The 24,217-nt window shown below is 71.7% G+C and carries 23 protein-coding genes and 1 riboswitch; of the genes, 8 read left to right on the forward strand and 15 right to left on the reverse strand.

Annotated features, from left to right (window positions below):
* The first annotated feature begins 61 nt into the window (after window positions 1-61).
* The 3 genes from QRT05_RS11185 to QRT05_RS11195 all read left to right on the forward strand — a co-directional run bounded on the left by QRT05_RS11185 (window position 62) and on the right by QRT05_RS11195 (window position 3,074).
* Window positions 62-1,363 (forward strand): magnesium transporter MgtE N-terminal domain-containing protein, encoded by a 1,302-nt coding sequence (locus QRT05_RS11185; RefSeq protein WP_289447306.1) that lies wholly within the window; start codon window positions 62-64, stop codon window positions 1,361-1,363.
* Window positions 1,356-1,862, forward strand: coding sequence for a DUF1003 domain-containing protein (locus QRT05_RS11190; protein WP_289447307.1), 507 nt, complete (start codon window positions 1,356-1,358; stop codon window positions 1,860-1,862). The genes QRT05_RS11185 and QRT05_RS11190 overlap by 8 nt, the downstream gene beginning before the upstream one ends.
* A 69-nt stretch (window positions 1,863-1,931) precedes the next feature.
* The gene (locus tag QRT05_RS11195) at window positions 1,932-3,074 is read left to right on the forward strand and encodes an Mrp/NBP35 family ATP-binding protein (RefSeq protein ID WP_289447308.1); all 1,143 of its coding nucleotides are present in this window, start codon (window positions 1,932-1,934) and stop codon (window positions 3,072-3,074) included.
* On the opposite strand, the gene QRT05_RS11200 is transcribed toward QRT05_RS11195, so the two are convergent.
* Window positions 3,055-3,588 carry a winged helix-turn-helix domain-containing protein gene (locus QRT05_RS11200; protein ID WP_289447309.1) on the reverse strand — a complete coding sequence of 178 codons (534 nt, stop codon included), beginning with the start codon at window positions 3,586-3,588 and terminating at the stop codon, window positions 3,055-3,057. The two genes, QRT05_RS11195 and QRT05_RS11200, sit on opposite strands and share 20 nt — an antisense overlap.
* Before the next feature lie 89 nt (window positions 3,589-3,677).
* Here QRT05_RS11200 and QRT05_RS11205 point away from each other — a divergent pair, with 89 nt between their 5' ends.
* Window positions 3,678-5,045: an MFS transporter gene (locus tag QRT05_RS11205; RefSeq protein ID WP_289447310.1), complete on the forward strand. Its 1,368-nt coding sequence runs from the start codon at window positions 3,678-3,680 to the stop codon at window positions 5,043-5,045.
* 14 nt (window positions 5,046-5,059) lie between these two features.
* On the opposite strand, the gene QRT05_RS11210 is transcribed toward QRT05_RS11205, so the two are convergent.
* From QRT05_RS11210 to glyA, 7 genes are all read right to left on the reverse strand, one after another.
* Window positions 5,060-5,890, reverse strand: a complete 831-nt coding sequence (locus QRT05_RS11210; RefSeq protein ID WP_289447311.1) for an exodeoxyribonuclease III — start codon at window positions 5,888-5,890, stop codon at window positions 5,060-5,062.
* A gap of 51 nt (window positions 5,891-5,941) precedes the next feature.
* Complete coding sequence (locus QRT05_RS11215) at window positions 5,942-6,955, reverse strand: hypothetical protein (RefSeq protein ID WP_289447312.1); 1,014 nt, start codon at window positions 6,953-6,955, stop codon at window positions 5,942-5,944.
* Between the two features lie 207 nt (window positions 6,956-7,162).
* Complete coding sequence (locus QRT05_RS11220; RefSeq protein ID WP_289447313.1) at window positions 7,163-8,026, reverse strand: hypothetical protein; 864 nt, start codon at window positions 8,024-8,026, stop codon at window positions 7,163-7,165.
* Between the two features lie 1,100 nt (window positions 8,027-9,126).
* Complete coding sequence (locus tag QRT05_RS11225) at window positions 9,127-9,390, reverse strand: hypothetical protein (protein ID WP_289447314.1); 264 nt, start codon at window positions 9,388-9,390, stop codon at window positions 9,127-9,129.
* Complete coding sequence (locus tag QRT05_RS11230; protein WP_289447315.1) at window positions 9,387-9,878, reverse strand: VOC family protein; 492 nt, start codon at window positions 9,876-9,878, stop codon at window positions 9,387-9,389. Before QRT05_RS11230 ends, QRT05_RS11225 begins: the two co-directional genes overlap by 4 nt.
* A gap of 91 nt (window positions 9,879-9,969) precedes the next feature.
* Window positions 9,970-10,857 carry a bifunctional methylenetetrahydrofolate dehydrogenase/methenyltetrahydrofolate cyclohydrolase gene (locus tag QRT05_RS11235; RefSeq protein WP_289447316.1) on the reverse strand — a complete coding sequence of 296 codons (888 nt, stop codon included), beginning with the start codon at window positions 10,855-10,857 and terminating at the stop codon, window positions 9,970-9,972.
* A 1-nt stretch (window position 10,858) separates the two neighbouring features.
* Window positions 10,859-12,151, reverse strand: a complete 1,293-nt coding sequence (gene glyA, locus QRT05_RS11240; RefSeq protein WP_289447317.1) for a serine hydroxymethyltransferase — start codon at window positions 12,149-12,151, stop codon at window positions 10,859-10,861.
* 73 nt (window positions 12,152-12,224) lie between these two features.
* Window positions 12,225-12,313, reverse strand: a riboswitch (ZMP/ZTP riboswitch).
* Window positions 12,314-12,464: 151 nt separating this feature from the next.
* Between glyA and QRT05_RS11245 the strand changes: the two genes are divergently transcribed.
* On the forward strand, window positions 12,465-13,358 hold the full coding sequence (locus tag QRT05_RS11245; protein WP_289447318.1) for a hypothetical protein: 894 nt from the start codon (window positions 12,465-12,467) through the stop codon (window positions 13,356-13,358).
* A 4-nt stretch (window positions 13,359-13,362) separates the two neighbouring features.
* On the opposite strand, the gene QRT05_RS11250 is transcribed toward QRT05_RS11245, so the two are convergent.
* Window positions 13,363-14,136: an aminoglycoside 3'-phosphotransferase gene (locus QRT05_RS11250; RefSeq protein WP_289447319.1), complete on the reverse strand. Its 774-nt coding sequence runs from the start codon at window positions 14,134-14,136 to the stop codon at window positions 13,363-13,365.
* A complete protein-coding gene (locus QRT05_RS11255) occupies window positions 14,117-14,608 on the reverse strand; it encodes a GNAT family N-acetyltransferase (RefSeq protein ID WP_289447320.1) in 492 nt (163 codons plus the stop codon). The genes QRT05_RS11250 and QRT05_RS11255 overlap by 20 nt, the downstream gene beginning before the upstream one ends.
* Window positions 14,609-14,656: 48 nt before the next feature.
* Between QRT05_RS11255 and purU the strand changes: the two genes are divergently transcribed.
* The 3 genes from purU to QRT05_RS11270 all read left to right on the forward strand — a co-directional run bounded on the left by purU (window position 14,657) and on the right by QRT05_RS11270 (window position 16,458).
* Window positions 14,657-15,532 carry a formyltetrahydrofolate deformylase gene (gene purU, locus QRT05_RS11260; RefSeq protein WP_289447321.1) on the forward strand — a complete coding sequence of 292 codons (876 nt, stop codon included), beginning with the start codon at window positions 14,657-14,659 and terminating at the stop codon, window positions 15,530-15,532.
* Window positions 15,533-15,610: 78 nt separating this feature from the next.
* Entirely contained in the window at window positions 15,611-15,991 is a 381-nt protein-coding gene (locus QRT05_RS11265) for an ArsR/SmtB family transcription factor (RefSeq protein ID WP_289447322.1), read from the forward strand.
* Window positions 15,988-16,458 (forward strand): SRPBCC family protein, encoded by a 471-nt coding sequence (locus QRT05_RS11270; RefSeq protein WP_289447323.1) that lies wholly within the window; start codon window positions 15,988-15,990, stop codon window positions 16,456-16,458. The genes QRT05_RS11265 and QRT05_RS11270 overlap by 4 nt, the downstream gene beginning before the upstream one ends.
* 48 nt (window positions 16,459-16,506) lie before the next feature.
* On the opposite strand, the gene QRT05_RS11275 is transcribed toward QRT05_RS11270, so the two are convergent.
* The 5 genes from QRT05_RS11275 to QRT05_RS11295 form a co-directional block, all read right to left on the reverse strand.
* Complete coding sequence (locus tag QRT05_RS11275; protein ID WP_289447324.1) at window positions 16,507-17,685, reverse strand: sugar ABC transporter permease; 1,179 nt, start codon at window positions 17,683-17,685, stop codon at window positions 16,507-16,509.
* A complete protein-coding gene (locus tag QRT05_RS11280; RefSeq protein ID WP_289447325.1) occupies window positions 17,682-18,443 on the reverse strand; it encodes an ATP-binding cassette domain-containing protein in 762 nt (253 codons plus the stop codon). The genes QRT05_RS11275 and QRT05_RS11280 overlap by 4 nt, the downstream gene beginning before the upstream one ends.
* Window positions 18,440-19,537, reverse strand: coding sequence for a substrate-binding domain-containing protein (locus tag QRT05_RS11285; protein ID WP_289447326.1), 1,098 nt, complete (start codon window positions 19,535-19,537; stop codon window positions 18,440-18,442). The genes QRT05_RS11280 and QRT05_RS11285 overlap by 4 nt, the downstream gene beginning before the upstream one ends.
* Window positions 19,534-20,715 (reverse strand): ROK family transcriptional regulator, encoded by a 1,182-nt coding sequence (locus tag QRT05_RS11290; protein ID WP_289447327.1) that lies wholly within the window; start codon window positions 20,713-20,715, stop codon window positions 19,534-19,536. Before QRT05_RS11290 ends, QRT05_RS11285 begins: the two co-directional genes overlap by 4 nt.
* Window positions 20,716-20,831: 116 nt before the next feature.
* Entirely contained in the window at window positions 20,832-23,963 is a 3,132-nt protein-coding gene (locus QRT05_RS11295; RefSeq protein WP_289447328.1) for a glycoside hydrolase family 3 protein, read from the reverse strand.
* Window positions 23,964-24,217: the final 254 nt, after the last annotated feature.

Consider the following 24,217-nt stretch of genomic DNA (forward strand, 5'->3'; position numbering starts at 1 on the left):
AGGTCGGGCGCCACGCCCGCGACGAACCGCGCGCGGGCGCACAGCGTCTACTCTGACCCCTGTGAGCAGCGTCGGGACCAGGGTGTTCGTCGCGCGCCTCGCCGGGACGACCGTCTTCGACCCCTTGGGTGACCAGGTCGGGCGGGTGCGCGACGTCGTCGTGCTGATCCGGCCCAAGGGCGCGCCCCGAGCCGTCGGCCTCGTGGTCGAGGTCCCGGGCAAGCGCCGCGTGTTCCTGCCCCTGACCAGGGTCACGTCCGTGGACGCCGGCCAGGTCATCTCGACGGGCCTGGTGAACATGCGCCGGTTCGAGCAGCGCGCGTTCGAGACGATGGCGGTCGGCGAGCTGCTGGACCGCGCAGTCGAGTTCGTCGACGGCTCCGGCACCGCCACGGTCGAGGACGTCGCGATCGAGCTCCAGCGCACCGGCGACTGGCTCGTCACCAAGCTGTTCGTCCGCCGGCACACCCCGGGGCACCGCAGCCTCCTGCGCCGCCGTGGGGAGACCACGCTCGTCGACGTCGGCGAGGTCACCGGCCTGTCGCGCGCCTCGGCGGCACAGGGCGCGGAGCTGCTCCTCGCGCAGTACGAGGACCTCAAGCCCGCCGACCTCGCCGACGTGCTGCACGACCTGGGCAGCACCCGGCGGCTCGAGGTCGCCAGCGCGCTGGACAACGACCGCCTCGCCGACGTGCTCGAGGAGCTGCCGGAGGACGACCAGGTCGCGATCCTGCAGGGTCTTGCCCTGGGGCGGGCCGCCGACGTGCTCGAGGCCATGGAGCCCGACGACGCGGCCGACCTCCTGGGTGAGCTGCCCGACGAGCAGGCCGCCGAGCTGCTCGAGCTCATGGAGCCCGACGAGGCCAAGGACGTGCGCCGGCTGCTCGCGTACGAGGACAACACCGCGGGCGGCCTGATGACCACCGAGCCGGTCATCCTGGGCCCGGAGACGTCGATCGCCGCGGCGCTCGCGCACGTGCGGCGGCAGGACCTGACGCCCGCGCTCGCCTCGATGGTCTTCGTCGCGCGGCCGCCGCTCGAGACGCCGACCGGCCGCTTCATCGGCGTGGTCCACCTGCAGCGGATGCTGCGCGAGCCCCCGCACGACTCGATCGGCTCCTACGTCGACACCGACATCGAGCCGATCCTCGTGGACGCGCCGCTCATGAACGTCACACGGCGGCTCGCCACCTACAACCTGCTCGCCCTGCCCGTCGTGGACCCCGAGCGGCGTCTCCTGGGCGCGGTCTCGGTCGACGACGTGCTCGACCACCTGCTGCCCGAGGACTGGCGCGAGGCGGACGACGACGGGGACGAGGCGGACGGCGCCCTGCCGGCGCTGCCGGAGGTGGACCGTGGCTGACCGCCTGGACCAGCCGCGCACCACCCGCCGCACCCTGATCCCGCGTCCGCGCGAGGCGGACGCCGCGGGCCGCCTGTCCGAGTCCATCGCTCGGTTCCTGGGCACGCCGACGTTCATCATCTGGCTGACGGTGTTCTGCGCGGCGTGGATCGCGTGGAACTCCCTCATGCCGGACCACCTGGTGTTCGACAAGCCGTCCAACGGCTTCACGGCGCTGACCCTGATGCTCTCGCTGCAGGCCTCGTACGCCGCTCCCCTGATCCTGCTCTCGCAGAACCGGCAGACCGACCGTGACCGCGTCCAGATCGAGCAGGACCGGCAGCGCTCGGAGCGGAACCTCGCCGACACCGAGTTCCTCGCCCGCGAGATGGCTGCGCTGCGCATCGCCCTGTCGGAGGTCGCCACCCGAGACTTCGTGCGCTCGGAGTTGCGCAACCTGCTCGAGGACATCCTCTCGGAGCGCGACGAGGCCGACGACGAGGCGGAGCGCTCGTCCTGAGCCGGTCGTGAGCCCGTCCTGAGCCGGACGGCCCAGGGAAGGCCCGCCGAGCGACCTACGATGGGCGCCATGCCCCAGCCCGTTGCCGACGCACTCGTCGCCGCAGTCCGCGCCGCCCTGGACACGGTCCTCGACCCGGAGATCCGACGACCCATCACCGAGCTCGGCATGGTGCGCTCCGTCGACGTCGAGGGCGGCGTCGCGACCGTGGGCATCGACCTGACCACCCCGGGCTGCCCCTTGAAGGAGACGCTGACCCGCGACGTCACGGCGGCGGCGGTCGGCGTGGAGGGCATCGAGGACGCGCGCGTGGTGATGGGCGTGATGAGCGCCGACCAGCGGGCGGCGCTGCGCACCATGCTGCGCGGCACGGACGCCGAGCCCGTGATCCCCTTCGCGCAACCGGGCTCGCTGACCAAGGTCTTCGCGATCGCCTCGGGAAAGGGGGGCGTGGGCAAGTCGTCGGTGACCGCCAACCTCGCGGTCGCCATGGCCGCCGACGGGCTGCGCGTCGGCGTGGTCGACGCCGACATCTACGGCTTCTCGATCCCCCGCATGCTCGGGGTGACGCGGCAGCCCACGCGGGTCGACGACATGCTCCTGCCGCCGGTCGAGCACGGCGTGAAGGTCGTCTCGATCGGCATGTTCGTGCCGCAGGGCCAGCCCGTCGTCTGGCGGGGGCCGATGCTGCACCGCGCGCTGCAGCAGTTCCTCGCGGACGTGTTCTGGGGCGACCTGGACGTGCTGCTCCTCGACCTGCCGCCCGGCACGGGCGACATCGCGATCTCCGTGGCGCAGCTGCTGCCGGGGTCGCAGATCGTCGTCGTCACCACTCCCCAGCTCGCGGCCGCCGAGGTCGCCGAGCGCGCCGGCTCCGTGGCCGTCCAGACCCGGCAGCACGTGGTGGGCGTCGTGGAGAACATGTCCTGGCTCGAGCAGCCGGACGGCTCGCGCCTGCACCTGTTCGGCGAGGGCGGCGGCGAGCGCGTCGCCGCGAGCCTCACGACGCTGACGGGGACCGACGTCCCCGTGCTGGGTCAGGTCCCGCTGGACGTGCGCCTGCGGGAGGCGGGCGACGGCGGCACCCCCGTGGTGCTCTCCGCCCCCGAGTCCCCCGCGGCGCAGGCCCTGCTGGGCGTGGCCCGCTCCCTCACCGCCCGCAAGCGTGGCCTGGCCGGCATGGCGCTGGGGCTCACGCCGGCCGGTCGCTGACCGGGGCGCTGCGGCGCGAGCGCGACACGTCCTCGTGCAGCGCCAGGAAGATCGAGTAGGGCTCGCCGTCCGGGTCGGGCTCGCGGGCGGCGTACTCCTCGAGCAGGTCGCTGAGCCGGCGCTCGAGCTCCGCGTGCGCCTCGGCGTCCAGCCGCAGGCCCAGCCGGATGGTACGCATCGCGTCCGGGTCGGGCAGCAGGGCGACCTCCTGCAGGAACGCGTCGATCAGCACCCGCGACTGCCCCGCTCCGCCCGGCGCGTGCCACGAGCGCCGGGTGGCCAGGTAGGGCACCTCACGCGACCCGCGTGCGCCGCGTCGCGCCGGCTGGGCCGCCAGGAACCCGCGGTCCACGAGCGTGCGCACGTGGTGCAGCACCGTGGCCGGGTTGCGGCCCAGGCGTGCCGCGATCTCGCGGTTGGTCAGGGCCTCGTCCAGGCACAGCCGCAGGATGCGGATGCGCACGGTCGACGCGAGGGCTCGCGCGTCGGCGTCGGCGTCCTCCGTGGTGCTCACGGGCCCATCGTCGCCGACCGATTGAGATTTCTCAATGAGAGACGTCGAAGTGATTGACTTTTCCCAATCGCTCGCCGCACCCTGTCCTGGTGACGACCGCCCGCCGCTCCCTGATCCACCACCCCGACTTCCGTCGGCTCTGGACGGGCGACGCCCTGGGCCAGCTCGGAGCGCAGCTGACGTTCCTGGCACTGCCGGTGTTCGCGGTCGAGCACCTCGACGCGACCGAGTGGCAGATGGGCGCCCTCACCGCCGCGGAGACGGCCGCGTTCCTGGTCATCGGGCTTCCCGCCGGCGCGTGGGTGGACCGCATGCTCAAGCGGCGCGTGCTGATCGTGTCCGACCTGGTCCGGGCCACGGTGCTCGCCGTGGTGGTGCTCGCGGCGCTCACCGATCACGCGAGCATGCCGCTGCTGATCGTCGCCGGCCTGGTGATCAGCGGCGCGTCGGTCTTCTTCGACGTGGCCCACCAGAGCTACGTCCCGGGCCTGGTGGGGCTGGAGCACATCGTCGAGGGGAACTCGAAGCTCCAGGCCACGCAGTCGGTCGCGCAGGTCGCGGCGCCCGCCGTCGGCGGCGCGCTGCTGCGCGTGGTGAGCGCGCCCGCCCTGATCGGCGTGAACGTGGTCACCTACGTGGTCTCGGCCGTCGCCGTGTGGCGCATCAAGCATCTGGAGCAGCCCCCATCCCCCGAGTCGCGCCGGCCGCTGCGCACCGAGATCGCCGAGGGCATGAGCTTCGTCGTCCACCAGCCGCTGCTGCGCCGCATCGTGGCATGCACGGGCGGGTCGAACTTCGCGAGCGCGATCACCAACGCGGTGTTCGTCATCTACGCGCTGCGCACGCTCGGCCTGAGCACGCCGACGTTCGGCGCCGTGATGTCCGCCTCGGCGATCGGCGGGCTGCTGGGCGCGGTCACCGCCGACCGCCTGGCGAGGCTGATCGGGGAGGCGCGCGTGATCCCCGTGGCGGCGGTCGCGTGCGTGCCCGCGCTCGCGATGACGCCGCTGGCGGGCCTGACCGGCCTGCCGCCCGCGGCGCTCATGGTCACCGGCGGCGTGACCGTCTCGTTCTGCGTGGTCGTCTACAACGTGGCGCAGGTGAGCTTCCGGCAGCGGCTGTGCCCGCCGGCGCTGCTCGGCAGGATGAACGCCTCGGTGCGGTTCATCGTCTGGGGCTGCATGCCGATCGGCGGCCTGCTGGGCGGCTGGCTCGGCACGCACCTGGGCGTGCAGCCCACGCTGTGGATCGCCGTCGGCGTCGGCGCCCTGGCCACGCTGCCGGTGCTGCTCGGCCCGTTCCTGGGCATGCGCGACCTGCCGGGCACGCCCGACGAGCACGAGCCGGCCGACACCGAGGGCGAGCCGACCGAGGTGGGGCCGGCCGCACCCGACGAGGCGACCGTGGCCGCCACGTCCGCGCCCGACCCGGGCACGTCCCCCGTCGACCATGCCTGAGACCCGGCCTGCCGTCAGAGGTCGTACTCGACCACCAGCGGCGCGTGGTCCGAGAATCGCTCGGCATACGTCGCCGCACGGTCCACGGTGGCGCTCACCGCGGCGTCGGCGAGCTCCGGCGTCGCGAGCTGGTAGTCGATGCGCCAGCCCGAGTCGTTGTCGTAGGCGGCGCCGCGCCACGACCACCACGTGAACGGGCCGGGGCCGTCACCGCCCAGCTCACGACCCATGTCCCGCCAGCCCAGGTCGTCGAACCACCGGTCCAGGTAGGCCCGCTCCCGCGGCAGGAACCCCGCGGACTTGAGGTTGCCCTTCCAGTTCTTGATGTCGACCTCGCGGTGCGCGATGTTCAGGTCGCCCGCGACGACGGCGCAGCCGCCACCCTCGGCGATGTCCGCCAGCCGCGCGGTCACGTGATCGAGGAAGGCGTACTTCTCGTCCATGGACGGCTGCCCCACGGTGCCGGAGTGGATGTAGGTCGAGACCACCGTGACCCGGCGCGCCGGGGCGCCCTCGTGCGGCGCGACCTCCAGGTCCGCCTCGACCCACCGGCCGGTGTCGCCCGTGACCCCGGTCCGCATCCCGATCCGCACGGCGCTCATGGGCAGGCGCGACGCGATCGCGACGCCCGCGCGGCCCTTGGTCTCGCTGGCCTCGTGTGCCAGGTGCCACCCGTCGGCAGCGAGGTGGTCGGCGAGGATCTCGTCGGACGCTCGCACCTCCTGCAGCAGCAGCACGTCGGGCTTGCGCTGCTCGAGCCAGGTGTCCATCCCCCGGCGGAAGGCGGCACGGATGCCGTTGACGTTGACGGTGGCGATCGTGAGCACCTGCACATCCAACCCCACGCCGGTGACACTGGTGCGCGCTCGGCCGCCCGGGCCGGAGGCGGTCAGCGGCTAATTGTCGGGCTCGATGCGAACCCGGCTCTCGACACCCTCATCGGCGGTCTGCGGGAGCGCCTCGGGGTCGAGCCCGTTCATGTCGATAGTGACCCGGGCTTGAGGGTGTGGTGTCTTCCCGACGTCGATGGAACCGAGGTAGCCCAGGGGCGAGGTGAGCGTGGCATTGGCGTCCATGAGCCAGAACTCGAGGCTGCCGACGTCGCCGACGTACCCCCCGAGGGTGACCCCGTCGCGGAGCATGCTGCTGGGGGCGCAGTCGTTCCAGCCCTCGGCGATGTGGGTGCAGATTGACGTGGTGTCGTCCAGCGCGTCGCCGTCCGTCGAGCTCAGGTGGAGTGTGGCCACGCGCAGGCTCTCCAAGAGCTCCTGGGGCGCGGTCTCGGGATTCAGGATCACCGGTTGATCCGTCGGGCTTCCCTCGGGCACATCCGGGTCGAGCAGCGCCTGCGCTCGCTGCGGGGTGCCGTGCACCACCTCGAGCATCTTGGCGCGCGCGCCCGTGCCGAACAGGGAGTGCACAGGGCGGTAGAACATCTGGTCGCCGCAGTCGCCTGGGAAGAAGAGGTCGTCCGCCGTGACGACAACGGCGGTCCCGACGTTCTCGAACTCGTACGCAACGAGCGGCTCGATGCCGAGCCAGACGTCCGCCTTGTTGCCCAACCCCCAACGGACTCCCTCGAGTGCGGACTCGCCGAGCAGCGCCGTGCGGTCTTTGCCGTCGGCGTCGGTGTAGGCGACCTCGAGGAGGGCCGACCCGGGGTGGTCGTCGGACCGCTCGGTGCCCCTGATCGCGACCACCTGACGCCACGGCGTAAGTCCCGCGAGATAGCTTCCCGCAGGTTCGATGTCGCCAAGTGACGTCGCACATCCCCCGTACTGCTTGCTCAGCACCGCGCCCTGGCCGGCGCCAGCCGCCTCGCTGGGGGCGAGCGTTGCGCACCCTGCGGCGACCTGCACGATGGCGGCGAGCGCCCCTGCCCCCACCGCAAGCCTCGAGATCCGATTCACAGCAGCTCTCCTCGCGCGTCATCGAAGTAAACCGGATTGTCACCCTCAGTGTTGCCAAGCCGCGGACCTGCAGCTCCTGACCTTCCTGGCGGCTCCCGACCGGGATGGTCACTGCTGGCGTAACAAGGGCCGTCCAGGCCGTTCCCACGGTCGTCATACTCGTCTCAGCAGCAAGAAGCCAACCCGTCGCCGAGACATTATCGACGTTTAAATGCTGCAGGCCGAGGGATATTCGGGCTGGCATTCTTCACCTGATCCCGTGAACAGCGCTCTGCGATAGAGACCGGCCTGCGCGTGTGTGACCAGACCGCCGCTTGGACCGCGCGCGTTCATCCTCGCCCGATACTGTCCATCGCCGGCAGTTCCAGTCCAGATCCTGATGGTTTGGTAGATGTACGAGTTATCTGCCGTTGACGTAGGGTCAAAACGCGCGCCACCCTCGCCGTGAGCGACGTACGCGTTCTGATACGAGATGGTGCCGAACGTGGAACCCCAGTAGCGGACCCCCTGCTCGAAGCCGTAATTGGCGTGCAACTGCCGAAAACCCGGGGACGAGTGCAGGTACTGCAGGTACGCATTTGCATCCTGATCGAGCAAGCTGTCGGTGCGGAAGTCAGCGCGTGAAACACAACTTGACATCGTGGCCGGATTATCTCCGTTCTTCGAGTCATTGCGACCGCCGTGGTACGCCCCGGTCAAGTGCATCATCTCGTGACGGCCGGTTTGCCAGATCACCTTGGCAGACCGGTCCCCAATGTCGATATGGAGATAGGGCGAGAGCGAGCAACTCGCGCGGCCGATGGTGCTTCCTCCCAACTCGACGAGCCTGACCTTCACGTCGCTGACGCCCGGGTCCGCCACCTCAGTTAGCGCCAGGGGCTGCGTGCCGTCGAAGTCGCGCGCTCCTTCCAACGATGCCATCGCTGCTGGGAACGCCGTCTTCTCGCTAGCTGTCCAGTCCTCGTAGTCATTCGAGAAACCCCACGTGATGGTGTTGTCATCACACCCATCGCTCGAGCCCGCATTCGTGAACGCGAACGCCGGGGAAGCGGAACTGACCAAGAAAAACACGGTGGCAGCGAACGCGGCTACCAACTTCCTACGCGCATTCCAATCGAGAGGAACGAGGCCAGGTGGGTTGTGCATCAACACTCCATCCGGGACGGCGTTCGCGAACTGTGCCAGTTACCGTGGGACGCCGTCTATGGGAAAGGCATCGTGTCGCCCGAAGGGGGGTCTCGAATCGCGTCTATGCACTGGCTCGGGCCGTTAGTCGTCGAGGAGCCGATCCGGCCCGGCCCGTCGTGACAGGCAGCCCGGCGCCACGCACCACGAAGCGCGCCCCACCTGCTAAGCGGGTGAGCACTCTGTGGTGTTGCCGCCTCAGGCCAGGGAGTGAGAGTTCGATGACATGGTGGGGCCCTTCCCCACTTCCGCGGCGACGCGGTCGCGCGCCGTTCGAGCATCCAGTCTCGCTCCTCGTACTCCACCCCAAGCGCCTGAGCGGCTAGCCGACTTTGGATCTGGTCGACTTCGACACGTCACGCCGGAGGAGGTGGCCGAGATCTACCCGGGCGTCACGACTGAGGGCGCCGACAGTGCGCGTGCGTTTACCGAGCGGATCGCGGCGATCGGCGCAGCGTAACCCTGAAAGTGCTTCGCCGACGGGAACCTGCCACCCTTCCTCGTCAACCCGCTCCGGCGCCTGCACCGCCAGCACCGGTTTCGGCCAGCAGCCGAGTGCGGCACTCGGGGCCTCGGAAACATCGAACTGATCGAATATGTTGCACGGTTCGACTTTGACTCGGTCGTCACCCTCGACTGGCAGCGGCTGGAGAACGCGGACGAATTCGCAGCTCTGAAGGGCGAGCGGCTGAATTGGCTCGGAATGCCGGCTATCAAGGCCAATGGGAGACACCACCTAGAGCTGCAGACTGCTGTCGCGGTGTCCGCCGTCGGCCACGTCATCGACCAGTGGGGCCGGCGACGTTCCGTCTCACCCAGCTCGAGCTCGACGATGGGAAACGTGAGCAGTCGCACGGCGCCGTAGTCCGTGCTCTGGCGCGAGTGCGACTTGGGCACCTTGACGGGGGTGATCGTGAGCACCTGCAGATCCAACCCCACGCCGGTGACACGGCGCCCCAGCCGCCCGGGGGCGGTGCACCGGTCGGTCAGTGGGTCCTGTCGAAGTCATCGACGCGCCGGCGAAGATCGCGAGTGAGCACGATCCACAGGCCGGCGACCACGAGAGCCATCCCGATCAGGACCCAGCCGACGACCGGATCGTCGCCCTCGCTCGGCCGCCGCACGAGCACCGCACCCAGGACGACGAGCACCGCGACCCACGCGGCGACCGCCCAGCGGATGCCCACCGCGTGCTTCGCCACCCACCGCTGCGGGCGCGTGGGTGGCACGTCGGGCGAGTACCTGATCATGTCGACTCCCCCCGGTACGCCGCCTCCAGCGCCGCGATGTCCAGCTTCACCTGCGTGAGCATCTCGGCGGTGGCGCGCGCGGCACCCTCCGGGTCGGCGTCGGGCGACAGGGTCCACTCGAGCAGCTGGCGCGGCACCACCTGCCACGAGAGGCCGAAGCGGTCGGTGAGCCAGCCGCACTGGACCTCCTGGCCGCCGCCCTCCAGCAGGGCCGACCAGTAGCGGTCCACCTCCTCCTGCGTGTCGCAGTCGACCACCATCGAGAACGCGGCGTTGAGCTTCAGCGACGGCCCGGCCGAGAGGGCCTCGACCGGCTGGCCGTCGAGCACGAAGTGCACGACGAACGGGTCGCCCTTGGTCACGCCGGGCATGTCGGCGGGCGCGTGCAGCACGTCGGTGATCGAGGAGTTCGGGAAGATCGAGACGTAGAACTGCGCGGCCTCGAGTGCGTTGTCGTCGAACCACAGGTGCGGGCGGACGATGCCCATGACGGTTCCTCCTGACGCGGACGGCGAGGACGCAGGACGCCCCCGGGACCGTGGTCGGTCCCGAGGGCGATCCTCGTCTCTCCGGTGCCGGTCAGGCCATGCCTGCGGCCCGCTCCGCCGAGTCCACCACATTGCTGAGCAGCATCGCGCGGGTCATCGGACCGACGCCGCCCGGGTTCGGTGACACCCACGCCGCGACGTCGAGCACGCTCGGGTGCACGTCGCCCGTCACGCGGCTCTTGCCGGTCTCCGGGTCGGTCACGCGCGAGACGCCCACGTCCACGACGACGGCGCCCGGCTTGACGATGTCGGCCGTGATGACGCCCTGGACGCCCGCCGCCGCGATGATGACGTCCGCGTTGCGGGTGTGCTCCGCGAGGTCCGCCGTGCCGGTGTGCGTGAGGGTGACGGTGGCGTTGACCTCGCGCCGCGTGAGCAGCAGCCCGATCGACCGGCCCACCGTCACGCCGCGTCCGACGACCACGACGTCCGCACCGGCCAGGTCGATCCCGTGCCGTTCGACGAGCTCGATGATGCCGCGCGGCGTGCACGGCAGCGGGCTGGTGACGGGCTCGCTGACCCGCAGCACCAGCCGCCCGAGGTTCGTCGGGTGCAGGCCGTCGGCGTCCTTGTCGGGGTCGACGAGCTCGAGCACGCGGTTGGTGTCGATGCCCGCCGGCAGCGGCAGCTGCACGATGAAGCCCGTGCACGCCGGGTCCTCGTTGAGGCGACGCACCGCGGCCTCGATCTCCTCCTGGGTGGCGTCGGCGGGAAGGTCCTCGCGCAGGGAGGCGATGCCCACCTCCGCGCAGTCCTTGTGCTTGCCGGCCACGTACCACTGCGAGCCGGGGTCGTCGCCGACGAGCAGCGTGCCCAGCCCGGGCCGGATGCCGCGGGCCGCCAGCGCCGCCACCCGCTCGGTCAGCTCGGCCTTGATGCCCGCCGCGGTCGCCTTGCCGTCCAGGAGCTGTGCCGTCATCTCAGTACTGCTCCAGGCCGGAGTACAGGGGGAAGGCCTCCGCGAGCTTGGCGACCCGCGCGCGCAGAGCCGGGATGTCGAGCGCCTCGCCGCCCACCAGCGCGGTGGCGATGACGTCCGCGACCTCGGTGAACTCGGCATCGCCGAACCCGCGAGTCGCGAGCGCGGGCGTGCCGATGCGCAGGCCCGAGGTGACCATCGGCGGGCGGGGGTCGTTGGGCACCGCGTTGCGGTTCACCGTGATGCCGACCTCGTGCAGCAGGTCCTCGGCCTGCTTGCCGTCGAGGGCGGCGTCGCGCAGGTCGACGAGCACCAGGTGCACGTCGGTGCCGCCCGAGCGCACGGTGATGCCGGCGCCCGCGACGTCCGCCGCCGTGAGCCGCTCGGCCACGATCCGCGCACCACGCACGGTGCGCTCCTGGCGGTCGCGGAACTCGGGCGTGCCGGCGATCTTGAAGGCGACGGCCTTGGCTGCGATCACGTGCATGAGCGGGCCACCCTGCTGGCCCGGGAACACCGCGGTGTTGAGCTTCTTGGCCAGGTCCGCGTCGTTGGTGAGGATGAAGCCGGAGCGCGGTCCGCCGATGGTCTTGTGCACGGTCGAGGACACGACGTGCGCGTGCGGCACGGGCGAGGGGTGGATGCCCGCCGCCACGAGGCCGGCGAAGTGGGCCATGTCGACCCACAGGTAGGCACCCACCTCGTCGGCGATGGCCCGGAACTCGGCGAAGTCGATCTCGCGCGGGTACGCCGACCAGCCGGCGATGAGCACCTTCGGCTTGTGCTCGATCGCGAGGCGGCGCACCTCCGCCATGTCGATGATCGAGGTGGTCGGGTCCACGCCGTACGCCACGACGTTGTAGAGCCGGCCGGAGAAGTTGATCTTCATGCCGTGCGTGAGGTGGCCGCCCTGGTCCAGCGCGAGGCCGAGGATCGTGTCGCCCGGGCGGGCCAGCGCGTGCAGCACCGCGGCGTTGGCGGTCGCGCCCGAGTGCGGCTGGACGTTGGCGAACTCGGCGCCGAACAGCGCCTTGGCGCGCTCGATCGCGATGTTCTCGGCGACGTCCACGTGCTCGCAGCCGCCGTAGTAGCGGCGGCCCGGGTAGCCCTCGGCGTACTTGTTGGTGAGCACGGAGCCCTGCGCCTGCAGGACGGCGCGCGGCACGAAGTTCTCGGACGCGATCATCTCGAGGGTGGACTGCTGGCGTGCCAGCTCCGCGTCGAGGACGGCGGCGATCTCCGGGTCGAGCACGGAGATGTTCTGGTCGAGGATCGGGGTGTTGTCGGCGCTCACGAAAGCTCCTTCGGCAGCGTGCGGGGTACGGGGGTCCGTCACCGCGCACTCGGTGGGGACCGGTGTGGTGGTGACCGGGGGCCCAGGCGTCCGACCCGTTGGTCCTGCTGCTCGTCGCTCCCCGGTGGTGCCCCACCCGTTGCGCCAGTCACGACAGCGGACACAGTAGCAAGACCGCGACGCCGGAACACCTCACATCACGACGAGCGCGGACGAAGGGCAGGCGGACCGGCCACCTGACCTGCGTGGGTGTCCGGATGCCGCAATGGTCGCTACTGTCGGCGCCATCAGCCGACGATCGAGGAGGACCTCGGTGACCCACCGCGCCCGCACGGCGGTCTCCACGCTCGTCGTCGCCGCGCTCGCCTGCGTCGGCCTGGTGCTCGCACCGGCCGCCTCCGCCGCGACCGCGCCGTTCGTCAGCGTGATCACGCCGCAGTACGCGCTGTCCACCGCCACCGTCCGGTTCAGCGGGAAGGTGTATCCCGCGCGGGGGCAGAAGGTCACCGTGCAGCGCAAGGACGGCTCGCGGTGGGTGACGATCGACACCGCCAGGGTCTCGACGTCCACCGCGAAGTTCTCGGTCGCGTACAGGGTCAAGCCCGGCAAGAAGGCGTTCCGGCTCCTCGTCGCCAAGACCTCGCAGTCCACGTGGGCGAAGCAGAGCTGGACCACCTGGACCACGGACGGCGTGAAGTACAAGTCGTACATCGCGCGCGCCCGGTCGTACATGAAGTCGTACTGCCCCCGGACGCCGATCTTCGTGAGCACCCCGTTGGTGAACTCGCGGACCGTCGGCATGGCCACGGAGAAGTACACGTGGACCTCCTCCAGCAGCTCGGGCCCGCGGACGTACACGTGGCAGCACCAGATCCACATCGAGGGCGGGCTGTCCAGGCCCTTGCTGCGGCACGTCGCGCTGCACGAGTGCGCCCACGTGGTGCAGTTCCGCCGCCTGGTGAAGGGACCCACCGCACGTGCGGCGGCCGAGAAGACGACGGCCAAGGTATTCAAGCGCAGGAGCGGTGAGTACGGCGACGGCAACGAGCGCCAGGCGGACTGCATGGCGATCGTCATCACGCACAAGAAGCAGTACGGCGGCTACACGCAGTCCTGCACGGGCGCGCGCGCCACGTCGGCCAAGGCGCTGTGGCGGGCGTACGGCAAGAAGTACCAGTCGTCGGTCTACACGTTCACGCGTCGCTGACGCGTCAGGTCGCGTCCCACAGCCGGCGGTAGAACGCGATACGGCCCTGGTCGGGCTCGACGCCGTAGCCGGCGTAGACGTCCGCGTCGTAGCCGGGCCCGTAGTTCCACTCGGTGCTCCACGCGGCGATGGCGAGGTCGCCCCACAGGTCCCCGACGCCCAGGCGACCGAGGTCGACGTGGCCGGTCCAGCTGCCGTCGTCCGACAGCAGGGTGTTCGGCGCGCACGCGTCGCCGTGGCACACCACGAGGCGACCCACGGGCGGGGCGAGGCCCACCCGGGCCGGGTCGATGCCCGCGCGGGCCGTACGCTCCGCCACGCTCCAGTCGAACGGGCACCCCTCGACCGGCAGGGCGTCGTGCAGGTCGCGCAGAGCGGCGCCGATCAGGCGAGCCGCCTGGGCCGGCCGTGCCGCCCAGTACGGGTCCACCGCGTTGCGGCCCGCGAGCGCGCGCGTCACGAGCCACGAGCCGTCGTCGTCGCGGCCGTGACCCAGCAGCTCGGGCACCGTCGTCCAGCGCGCCGCCCACTCCAGGCGAGCACGCTCCGCCTCGAGGTCGAGCCCCGACCCGGCGGGAGCCCACTTCACGAACCGGTCGCCGGACGAGAACGTCAGTCCGCCCAGCTCGTTGCGCCACACCGCCTCGGTGGTCCCGGGGTCCACGATCGCCGCCACGGCCGCGGGGAGGTCGACCGCCCCGGTCGGCCGGCCCGAGAGCGGGAGCGGGCGCGGGACGGCGAGGGCCTCGCCGACCGGCCTACTCCGAGCGGTCGTCACCGAGCGTCTTGCGCAGGAACGCGTACGTCAGGTCGCCGGCGGTCTGGTCGTGCTGGTGCTCGTAGCCGTGCTTGGCGTACAGCGCGAGGTTCTGCACCGAGTCGCGTCCGGTGAACACCCAGACCTCCTCGATGCCGTCGGGCAGGTAGGGCAGGATCGCGAGCAGCATCTGGGTACCGAACCCCTGGCCCTGCAGGTCCGGCGCGACGGCGAACCGGCCGAGCGTGGCCTTGCCGCCCTCGACCAGGACGCGGATGGAACCCACCATGCGGTGGCCGTGCCAGCCGCCGAGCGTGATGACGCCGTCCGCCTGGAGGTCGTCGACGAGCTCGTCGAGCGTCTGGGTCAGCGGCGGGATGTGCGGGTCGCCGTACTGCTGGGCCTCGGTCACGAAGGCGGCGCGGCGCAGCGTCAGCAGCTCGCCGGCCTCCTCGAGAACGACCGGGCGGATGTCGAGATCGGCCTGCGTCATGACCCCATCGTGACAGCCGGTCGCGCGAGCGCACTACTCTCGGTGCTCGTGTCCCCTGCTGCGTCCCAACCTGCGGATGGTGCGACCCCCTGGGTCCTGACCCTGTCGTGCCCCGACCGCCCCGGAATCGTCCACGCCGTCGCCGGGCTGCTCGCCGAGCACGGCGGCAACATCACGGAGTCGCAGCAGTTCGGGGACCCGCTCTCCGGCCTGTTCTTCATGCGGGTGCAGGTCACCTCCCCCGCGCAGCGGTCCGAGCTCGAGTCGGCGCTCGCCGCCCTGTCCGACGAGTTCGACCTCACGTGGTCCCTCGACGTGGCGGGCCGGCCGGTCCGCACGCTCGTCATGGGCTCGACGGCGGCGCACTGCCTCAACGACCTCGCCTTCCGGCAGCGCTCGGAGAACCTCCCCGTCGAGCTGGTGGCGGTGGTGTCGAACCACACCACGCTCGAGCCGCTCGCGGAGTTCTACGGGATCCCGTTCCACCACGTCCCGGTCACGGCGGCGACCAAGGCGGACGCGGAGGCCCGGCTGCTCGAGCTCGTCGAGGAGCTCGACGTGGAGCTCGTGGTGCTCGCGCGCTACATGCAGATCCTGTCCGACGACCTGTGCCGCGCGCTGTCCGGCCGGGTGATCAACATCCACCACTCGTTCCTACCGTCGTTCAAGGGCGCACGGCCGTACGCGCAGGCCCACGACCGCGGGGTGAAGCTCATCGGCGCGACCGCCCACTACGTGACCGGGGACCTCGACGAGGGCCCGATCATCGAGCAGGACGTCGAGCGCGTCGACCACTCGCGCGCGGTCGAGGACCTGGTCGCGCTGGGCCAGGACGTCGAGCGCCGCGCGCTGGCACGCGCGGTGCGCTGGCACGCGGAGCACCGCGTGCTGCTGGACGGTCACCGCACCATCGTCTTCCGCTGACAACCTCTTGACGGGTCGGCGCACCCGCGCGTACGTTTGTATTCAACGGATTAGTTGATCAACTGATTGGTAGATGACGTGCTTCCCGACCCGACGTCCGACGACAGGCTCGACCGCGCGTTCGTCGCGCTGGGCGACCCGGTCCGGCGCCGGATCGTGGCCCGGCTGAGCCGGGGCCCGGCCACCGTCGGCGACCTCGCGGCGCCCTTCGCGATCTCGCTGCAGGCGGTCTCCAAGCACATCCAGGTGCTCGAGCAGGCGGGGCTGGTCACGCGCACGCGCGACGCCCAGCGCCGGCCCGTGCACCTCAACCCGGGCGCGCTCGAGGAGCTCACCGCGTGGATCGACCGCTACCGGCTGGTCCACGAGCAGAGCTACCGGACCCTCGACGCCCTGCTCACCGACCCACCGACCGCTCCCCCGGGGGCGGCGGAACCGAGCCAGGAGGACAGATCATGAGCAACGACCTGCACGTCAACGCGCCCGAGGGCGTGCCGTTCATCGACATCACCCGCGAGTTCGACGCCCCGGTGGCCAAGGTGTTCGAGGCCCACGCGAAGCCGGAGCTCGTCGCGCAGTGGATGGGTCCACGGGACCTGACCATGGACATCAAGGAGTGGGACTTCGTCTCCGGCGGCCGCTGGAGCTACGTCAGCACGGGCCGCGACGGCGAGGCGTTCGGCTTCCGCGGGATGTTCCACACCGTGCGCCCCGACGAGTTCGCGATCCAGACGTTCGAGTTCGAGGGGTACCCCGACGTCGTCGCGATCGAGAGCATCACGTTCGAGGACCTCGGGGCCGACCGGACCCGGATCCGCATCCACTCCGTCTACCCCACGCTCGAGGCGCGTGACGGCATGGTGGCCAGCGGCATGGAGGGCGGCGTCAAGGTGGGGTACGAGCGCCTCGACGAGCTCGTCGCGTGAGCGGTCCGGCCCCCGCCGCCCGGCATCGGTCGGGCGACGGGGGCCGCGCTACGCCTCCCGGGCGCGCCGCTGGAGCGCGTCGACGACGACCGCGACCGCGAGCACCAGGCCCGTGACCACGTACCGCACAGACTGGTCCTGGTTGAGGAGCGTGAGGCCGGTCGAGATCGACTGGATCACCAGGATCCCCAGCAGGGCCGACCAGGCCGACCCGCGGCCGCCGTACATGCTGGTGCCGCCGATGACGGCCGCCGCGACCGCGGTCAGCGTGACGTCGACCGCGCCGGACGCCTGGTTGGCGGCGGCGAGGCGACCGGCGGCCAGGACGCCGCCCAGCGCCGCGAGCGTGGAGCACGCCGCGAAGACGGCGAGGAGCACCGGTCGCACCGGGACGCCGGCCCGGCGCGCGGCCTCGGCGTCGCCGCCCACGGCCCGCACGAACCGGCCCCAGCGCGTGCGGCGCAGGGCGAGGTCGGTGAGCGCGACGAGAGCCACGAATAGTGCGAACACCGCGCCCACGCCGCGGTCGGTGCCCAGGTAGGCGACCGCGCCCGCGAGCACGGCCGCGAGCGCGGCGACGCGCCCGAGCACCGAGGCCAGCGACGGCGCGGCGAGCTCCGCACCGAGCCGACGGGCGCGGTCACGCAGCCGGGCCAGGGCGAACACCAGCACGACGGCCGTGACGATGAGCCAGGACGCGAGCGGCGGGATGAAGGCCGTCTGGCAGAACCGCACCAGCCACGACTCGAAGGGGAGGTTGACGGAGCCCGCGTCGCCGAGCACGCGCAGCTGCAGCCCGCCCACCACGAGCAGCCCGGCGAGCGTGAACACGAAGGTCGGCACGCCGAGCCGGGTGTGCACCACGCCGTAGAGGAGCCCCACGAGCAGCCCCGCGGCAACCGCCGCGAGCAGCGTGAGCGCGAGCGGCCACCCCCACGTCACGGATCCGACCGCGACGATCGCCGCGGCGAGCCCGGACACCGCGCCCACGGAGAGGTCGATCTGCCCGAGGTGGAGCGTGAGCACCACGCCGAGCGCGACCACGCCCGCGGCGGCCGACTGCTGGGTGAGGTTGACCAGGTTGTCGCTCGAGAGGAACGCGCCGTTCAGGGCCTGGAAGACGATCCAGATGACCACGAGCAGTGCCGTGATGGGCAGTGCGCTCGTCTCGCCGCTGCGCAGCCGCCGCGCGAGGTCGCTGCGCACGGGCGCCGCCTGCCCGCTCACCGGGCCACCCCCGTCACCGCGGCGAGCAGGTCCTCGTACGTGACGTGGTCGGCGCGGAACTCGCCGTTGGTACGACCGAGGCGCAGCACGACGATGCGATCCGCCACGGCCTGCAGGTCCGAGAGCGAGTGGCTGGTGATGAGCACGGCGTGGCCGCGAGCACGCAGCCTCTCGACCAGGGTGAGGAACTCGGCGACCTGCGTGAGCCCCAGCGAGGCCGTCGGCTCGTCGAGCAGGATCACCCGCGGCTCGCCGAGCAGCGAGCGGGCGATGGCCACGGCGCGGCGCTGCGCGCTCGACAGGCCCGCCACCGGGATCCGCACCGACGGGACCCGCGCGGCGAGCTGTCCGAGCAGGTTCCACGCCTGCTTCTCCATCGCGACCTCGTCGAGGAGCGAGCCGCGGACCACCTCCTGCCCGAGGAAGAGGTTCTCCACCACGTCGAGGTTGGCGCACAGCGCCAGGTCCTGGAACACCGCCGCGATGCCCAGCGACCGCGCGGAGGCCGGGTCGGCGAGCGCGACAGGAGAGCCGTCCACGAGCACCTGCCCCTCGTCCGGCTGCTGCGCCCCGGACAGGACGCCGACCAGGGTGGACTTGCCCGCGCCGGTGTCGCCGACGACGGCGACCACCTCGTGCGCGTAGACGTCCAGGTCGATGTCGAGCAGGGCGCGGGCGGCGCCGAAGCTGCGCGACACCCCTCGCAGCGAGAGCACCGGCGTGGGGGCCGACGTGCCGGCCTGCTCGGTGGCGGTCATCGGGAGGCCCCGTCCAGCAGCCCGGCCCTGGCGCAGGCCTCGGCGTACGGCGTCACGCAGATCTCCTTGGTGGTGTACACGCCGCCGTCGATGATGACGCGGCGGACGTTGGTGAGGTCGACGGCGACCGGCGTGAGGAACAGGGCCGGGATGCCGTCCAGCTGCGACGTGGCGGTGGGCTGCTCGCCGCGGACCACGCGGACCGCGAGCTGCGCGGCCGTCCGGCTCTGCTCGGCGATCGCGCGGTACACCGTCATGAGCTGGGTGCCCGACACGATCCGCTGGATCGCCGCGAGCTCGGCGTCCTGGCCCGTGACCGGCGGCACCGGGTCGAAGCCCGCCGCGATCATGGCGGAGATCGCCCCGCCGGCCTCGGCGTCGTTCGCGGCGTAGACGCCGTCCACCCGGTGGCCGAACTGCGTGAGCTGGTCGCTCACCCAGGCCTGCGTCTTGTCGGGGCTCCAGTCGGGCGTGTCGTAGGAGGCCAGCACGTCGACCGGCGTGCCGACGAGCGCCGCCTCGAAGCCGGCCTTGAACCGCGCGGCGTTCGGGTCGGTCGTCGAGCCGTGCACCGCGAGGATCCCGGCGCGCGCGGAACGGGTGCTGGTGCGGCGGTCCGCGAGCGCGGCGGCGAGCGCCTCTCCTTGCAGGCGGCCGACGCGTACCCCGTCGACGCCGACGAAGTAGTCGATGGGTGCGCCGGCGATGAACCGGTCGTAGGCGATCACCGGGACGCCGCGGGCGGCGGCCCGCTGCACGATCGTCACCGCGCCCGTCGCGTCCACGGCGTCGAGCACCAGCACCCCGGCCCCGCGCGTCAGCATGGACTCGGCCTGCTGCTGCTGGCGGGCGGCGTCCTGATCGGCGTTGGCGTACAGCACCTGGCAGTCGGGGCAGGTCTCCGCGACCGTCTGCTCGAACGACGGACGGTCCGTGCTCTCGTACCGTGCCGCCTTGGACTCGGGCAGCAGCAGGCCGATGGTCGTCGACGACGGCTCCTGCGGGCTCGGTGCCTGGACGCAGCCGCCGAGGAGGAGCATCAGGGCCAGCCCCAGGGACACGACGGCGGTCGCACGGGTACGGATCCCTCTCACGGCGCCAGCACCCCCGCCGTGATCGAGACGCGGTCGAGTGCGACGACGAGCGCCCCGCGCACCTCGGCTGACGCGCCCAGCGCGCCCTGCACCACCTCGACGGGTCCGCTCGTGCTGGGGATCGCACGCTCCATGACCGTCGCGCGCAGCGACCCGAGGAGCATCTCGCCCGCCTCGGCGAGCTGACCACCCACCACGACGATCTCCGGGTCGATGAGGTTGCACACGCTGGCCGCGGCCACCCCGAGGTGGCGGCCCGCGTCGCTCAGCACGCGCCGACAGCCCGGGTCGCCCTGCTCCGCACGCGTGATCACGTCGCGCAGCGTGAGGTGCCCGTGGGTGGGGCGCAGGGTCTCGAGGATCGCGGCGGCGCCCACGAACGTCTCCAGGCAGCCGCGGTTGCCGCACCGGCAGACCGTGCCGTTGTCGTCGATGGTGACGTGGCCGACCTCCCCCGCCGCGCCCACCCGGCCGTGGTACAGCTCGCCGTTGAGCACGAGGCCGCCGCCGACGCCGTGCGACGCGCGGAGGTAGACGACGTTGCGACGCCCGCGCGCGGCACCGAGGCGCTCCTCGGCCAGGGCGCCGAGGTTGGCGTCGTTGTCGACGTGCACCGGCACGCCGAGCCGCGCACCGAGGATCTCAGGCACGGCCGCGCCGTCCCAGCCGCGCAGCAGCCCGCGCGTGGACACCTGCCCCGTGCGGACGTCGACCGGCGCGGGGACGCCCACGCCGACCGCGAGGACCTCGGACATCGTGGCGCCGACGGAGGCGACCATCTCGGCCGTGAGCATGGCGCCGCGCTCCAGCCCGGAGTCGGCGCGATGGTCGGGCGGGAGGGGCAGGCGCTGCTCGGCGACGATCCGGTGGGCGACGTCCGAGAGCGCGACGCGCAGGCTGCGGGTGCCGAAGTGCAGGCCCGCGACGAGCCCGAGATTCCGCGCGAGCGTGACCTGCTGCGCACGGCGGCCGCTGCGCGTGGTAGGCGCGGTGTGCAGCACGCCCGAGCCCGTGAGCTCGTTGACGATGTTCGAGACCGTCGCCGGGGACAGCCCAGTGACGCCGGCCAGCTCGACCTGTGTCAGGGAGCCTCGTTGCTGGACGGCGTTGACGATCCGTGCCCTGTTCGCTTCACGCAGTGAAGTCTGAGAGCCCGGAGTGACCCGGTCTTCGCCCACGCGCGCAGGATACATGGCGGCGACGGCCGTCCCGCGCTCCGCGGAGGCCTGACCAGTGGCTTCGCTGCGCGGAAGGGAGGGCGCCGGACCGGCGGTCCGGCGCCCCCGCCCCCACGTCAGTCCGTCAGCCGGAGCGTGGAGATGCGCTGGGCGGAGTCGAACACCACGTACACGTCCTGCACCCCCCGCACCCGGTCGAGCGCGGCCCGGACGGTCCGGTACGCGTACACGTCGCCGGTGCTCGGCACCACGGCCGTGCCGACCACGCGGCCCTTCGGCGAGCCCAGCCGGATCGAGATCCGTCCGTTGCCCGCCTCGGCCTTGGCGACCTTGGCCGTGAACGTGCGCGGACCGGTGCGCAGGTCGACGTGCTTGAACGCGATCCAGCTGTTCGCGCCGCTCGCACCCACCGAGGTGCCCTCCACCTTCGAGGTGTCGACCAGCGTCGCGCCGCGGTAGGCGTCGAAGTTCTGCGCCTGCGTGGTCCTGCTCAGGTCACGCGGCGGGATCCTCTCCCCGACCACCTTGACGGTCGAGGCCGCCCGGATGTCGCTCGAGGACGCACCGACCCGCACGTCGTACGTGCTCGTCTCGACCACCCACCGGTTGCGCGTGACGTCCCAGTGCGCGAGGTCCTTGACCGGGACCTCGAGGGTGACCCGCTTCGTCTGACCGGCATCCAGGCTCACGCGGTCGAAGTCGCGCAGCTGTGTGAGCGGCTGGACGTCCCGGGACCTGCGCTGGTGCGTGTAGAGCTGTACCACCTCGTCGCCCGCGCGCTTGCCGGTGTTCGTCACGTCGACGCTCACCGTCAGGGTGCCCCTGCTGCCGAGCGACCGGTCCGCGATCCGCAGGTGCGAGTAGCGGAACGACGTGTACGACAGCCCGTAGCCGAACGGGTAGAGCGGCTTGGTGGTGTCGTACAGGTAGGTCTGCCCCGACGAGATGATGTCGTAGTTCAGCAGGTCGGCCGGGAGGTCGTCGACCGACGACGGCCACGTCTGGGTGAGGCGCCCGGCCGGGTTGGTGTCGCCGAACAGCACGTCGGCGATCGCGTTCCCCGTCTCCTGCCCGGCGTGCGTGGTCCAGACGATGGCCGGGACCTTCTTGGCCAGCTCCGTGATGGTGTCCGGGTAGCTGGTCTGGAGCACGACGACGGTCTTCGGGTTGGCCTTGACCACGGCGCGCACCAGCGCCTCCTGGCTCGGGGCCAGGTCGAGGTCGGCGCGGTCGTGGTCCTCGCGGCCGTTGATGAAGGGCATGCTGCCCACGACGAGCACGGCGGCGTCCGCCTTCTTCGCGGCGGCGACCGCCTGTGCCGTTCCGCTGGTCAGCACCTCGCGGGAGAACTTGGCGGCCTTGTCGGCGGTCGGCGCCCCCAGCACGAGCGCGCCGTCGCCGTTCACGGTGATGTACGGGTTGGCGTAGGACGGAGCCCAGTCCGAGGTCGACTCGTAGCCCGCGTAGCGCAGCGCCACGGTGCCGTCACCCTGGTCCTCAAGCTTGAACTGCTGCTGCACGAACCAGCCGTTGGGCTGCGTCTGGTCGTTGGCGAAGCCGCTCCAGTTGTAGCCGACGTACTTGCCGTTGGCGGCGCTGCGCAGCGTGACGATCCCGCTGCCCCAGTCGAAGACGTCGAACTGCGACGTGGCGTCGGCGCTCGTCGCGGACGCCGTCAGCGCACCGCCCGCGTCACCGGTGCCGCCGGCGACGTACTTGCCGGACGCGACGTCCTTGAGCGCGATCCTGTCGACACCCTCGGAGCCCGACACGTTGCCCGCGCCGACCTTGGCCGCGACGCCGTCGCGCGCGGTGACGGCGTAGGGCAGCCCGCCGCCGTACCAGTCGGTGTACAGCGTGTCGGCGAGCGGTCCGATGACGGCGACCTTGTGGGTGCTCCGGGTGTCGAGCGGCAGCGCCCGGCCGGCGTTCTTCAGCAGGACCATGGCGTCGGCGGCCGTCTTGCGCGACAGCTTCCGGTTGGCGGGCGTGTCGACGGCGGCCTTGGTGATGTGCGCGTAGGGCCCCCCGTCGGGGTCGAACTCACCGAGCCGGAAGCGGATGGACAGCTGGTGGGACGCCGCGTCGTCGATGTCCGCCTGGGTGAGGAGGCCCTGGTTCAGGGCGTCCTTGATGGCCGCGATGGTGGGCTGCGGGTTGTTGTCGTTCACGGTCATGCTGTCGAGGCCGGCCTTGATCGCGGCGGCGTTCGCCTCGGGTGCGGTCGCGAAGTACTTCTGCGAGCTGACCAGGTTGTTCGGCGCCGCGGCGTCGCTGACGTTGAACAGAGTCTTGTCCGTCCAGGTGCGCAGCAGCGAGTCCATGGTGGGGTCGACGGTCGCGGGGCGGCCGTTGACCAGGTTGTAGGACGCCATGACGCCCGTCGCGGCGTCGGCCGTGATGGCCGGCTTGAACGCCTGCTCGTCGTACTCGTGCAGCACCCGCGGCGGGACGCTCGAGGAGGTCGTGTCGCGGTGGACCTCGTTGTTGTAGGCCAGGTAGTGCTTCAGCGTCGGCGCGGTCTTGAGGTAGAACGGGTCGTCGCCCGACATGCCCTTGCCGTACGCCGTGGAGATCGCGCCCGTGAGCGTGGTGTCCTCGGAGTAGCCCTCCTCGTTGCGGCCCCAGCGCGGGTCGCGGAGCAGGTTGACCACGGGCGCCCAGAGGTTGAGGCCCCAGAGCGCGGGGTCCTCGGAGTTGTAGCCGCGGGCCTCGTCTCCCACCACCGCGCCGACCTGCGTGACCAGGTCGGGGTCCCAGGTGCTCGCCAGGCCCACGGCCTGCGGGAACGTGGTCGCCTTCGCGGTGTGCACGGCGCCGTCCACGTAGCTCGTGGTCCAGGCGAGCCCGTGCAGCGCCTCGGTGCCGGTACGGAACTGGCCGATGCCCAGGCGCGGCACGGGGAGCGGGAACTGGTGCAGCAGCGAGATCTCCTCGTCCGGCGTGAGCCGGCCCAGCAGGTCGTCGATCCGCGCCTGCAGGGGCAGGTCCGGGTTGCGGAAGGGAAACTGGTCCTCGCCGTGCGCGGCCTGCGCGGGGACCAGGCCCGCGAGCGCGAGCGCGAGCGTGGTCGGGACCGCCCAGCGGGCCGCCCTGCGGCGGCGGGACGCGCGCGACGCGGCGGTGGCTGTCGTCGTGCGCGGCGCGGCGGATGCGGCCGGCGCTGATCTGGCTGTCGCTGCGGATCTGTCCGGCGCTGCGGCGCGGGCGCGCGCAGTGCGGTCGTCGGGACGTGGTGTCTCGTGCACGGATCGGCTCCTCGGGTTCGGCGAGGGCGGCAGTGCCCCCGCGTCGCGTCCGGCCGACCGTCGAGTCCGACCACCCTGCGCACGGCGACGTGCGCAAGGCGCGCTGGACCCGCGTGCCGGACTCGGCCCCCGGCGGGACCGGTCGCCCGACGACGCTGACGGTGGACGGCTGGTGGATTCACCATCATCGAAGCGCTTCGATGATCGATCGCCTCGACCGTAGAAGCGTCCGGAATGCCTGTCAAGCGGTCATT

The organism is Cellulomonas edaphi, assembly GCF_030362815.1.
GTDB lineage: Bacteria > Actinomycetota > Actinomycetes > Actinomycetales > Cellulomonadaceae > Cellulomonas > Cellulomonas edaphi.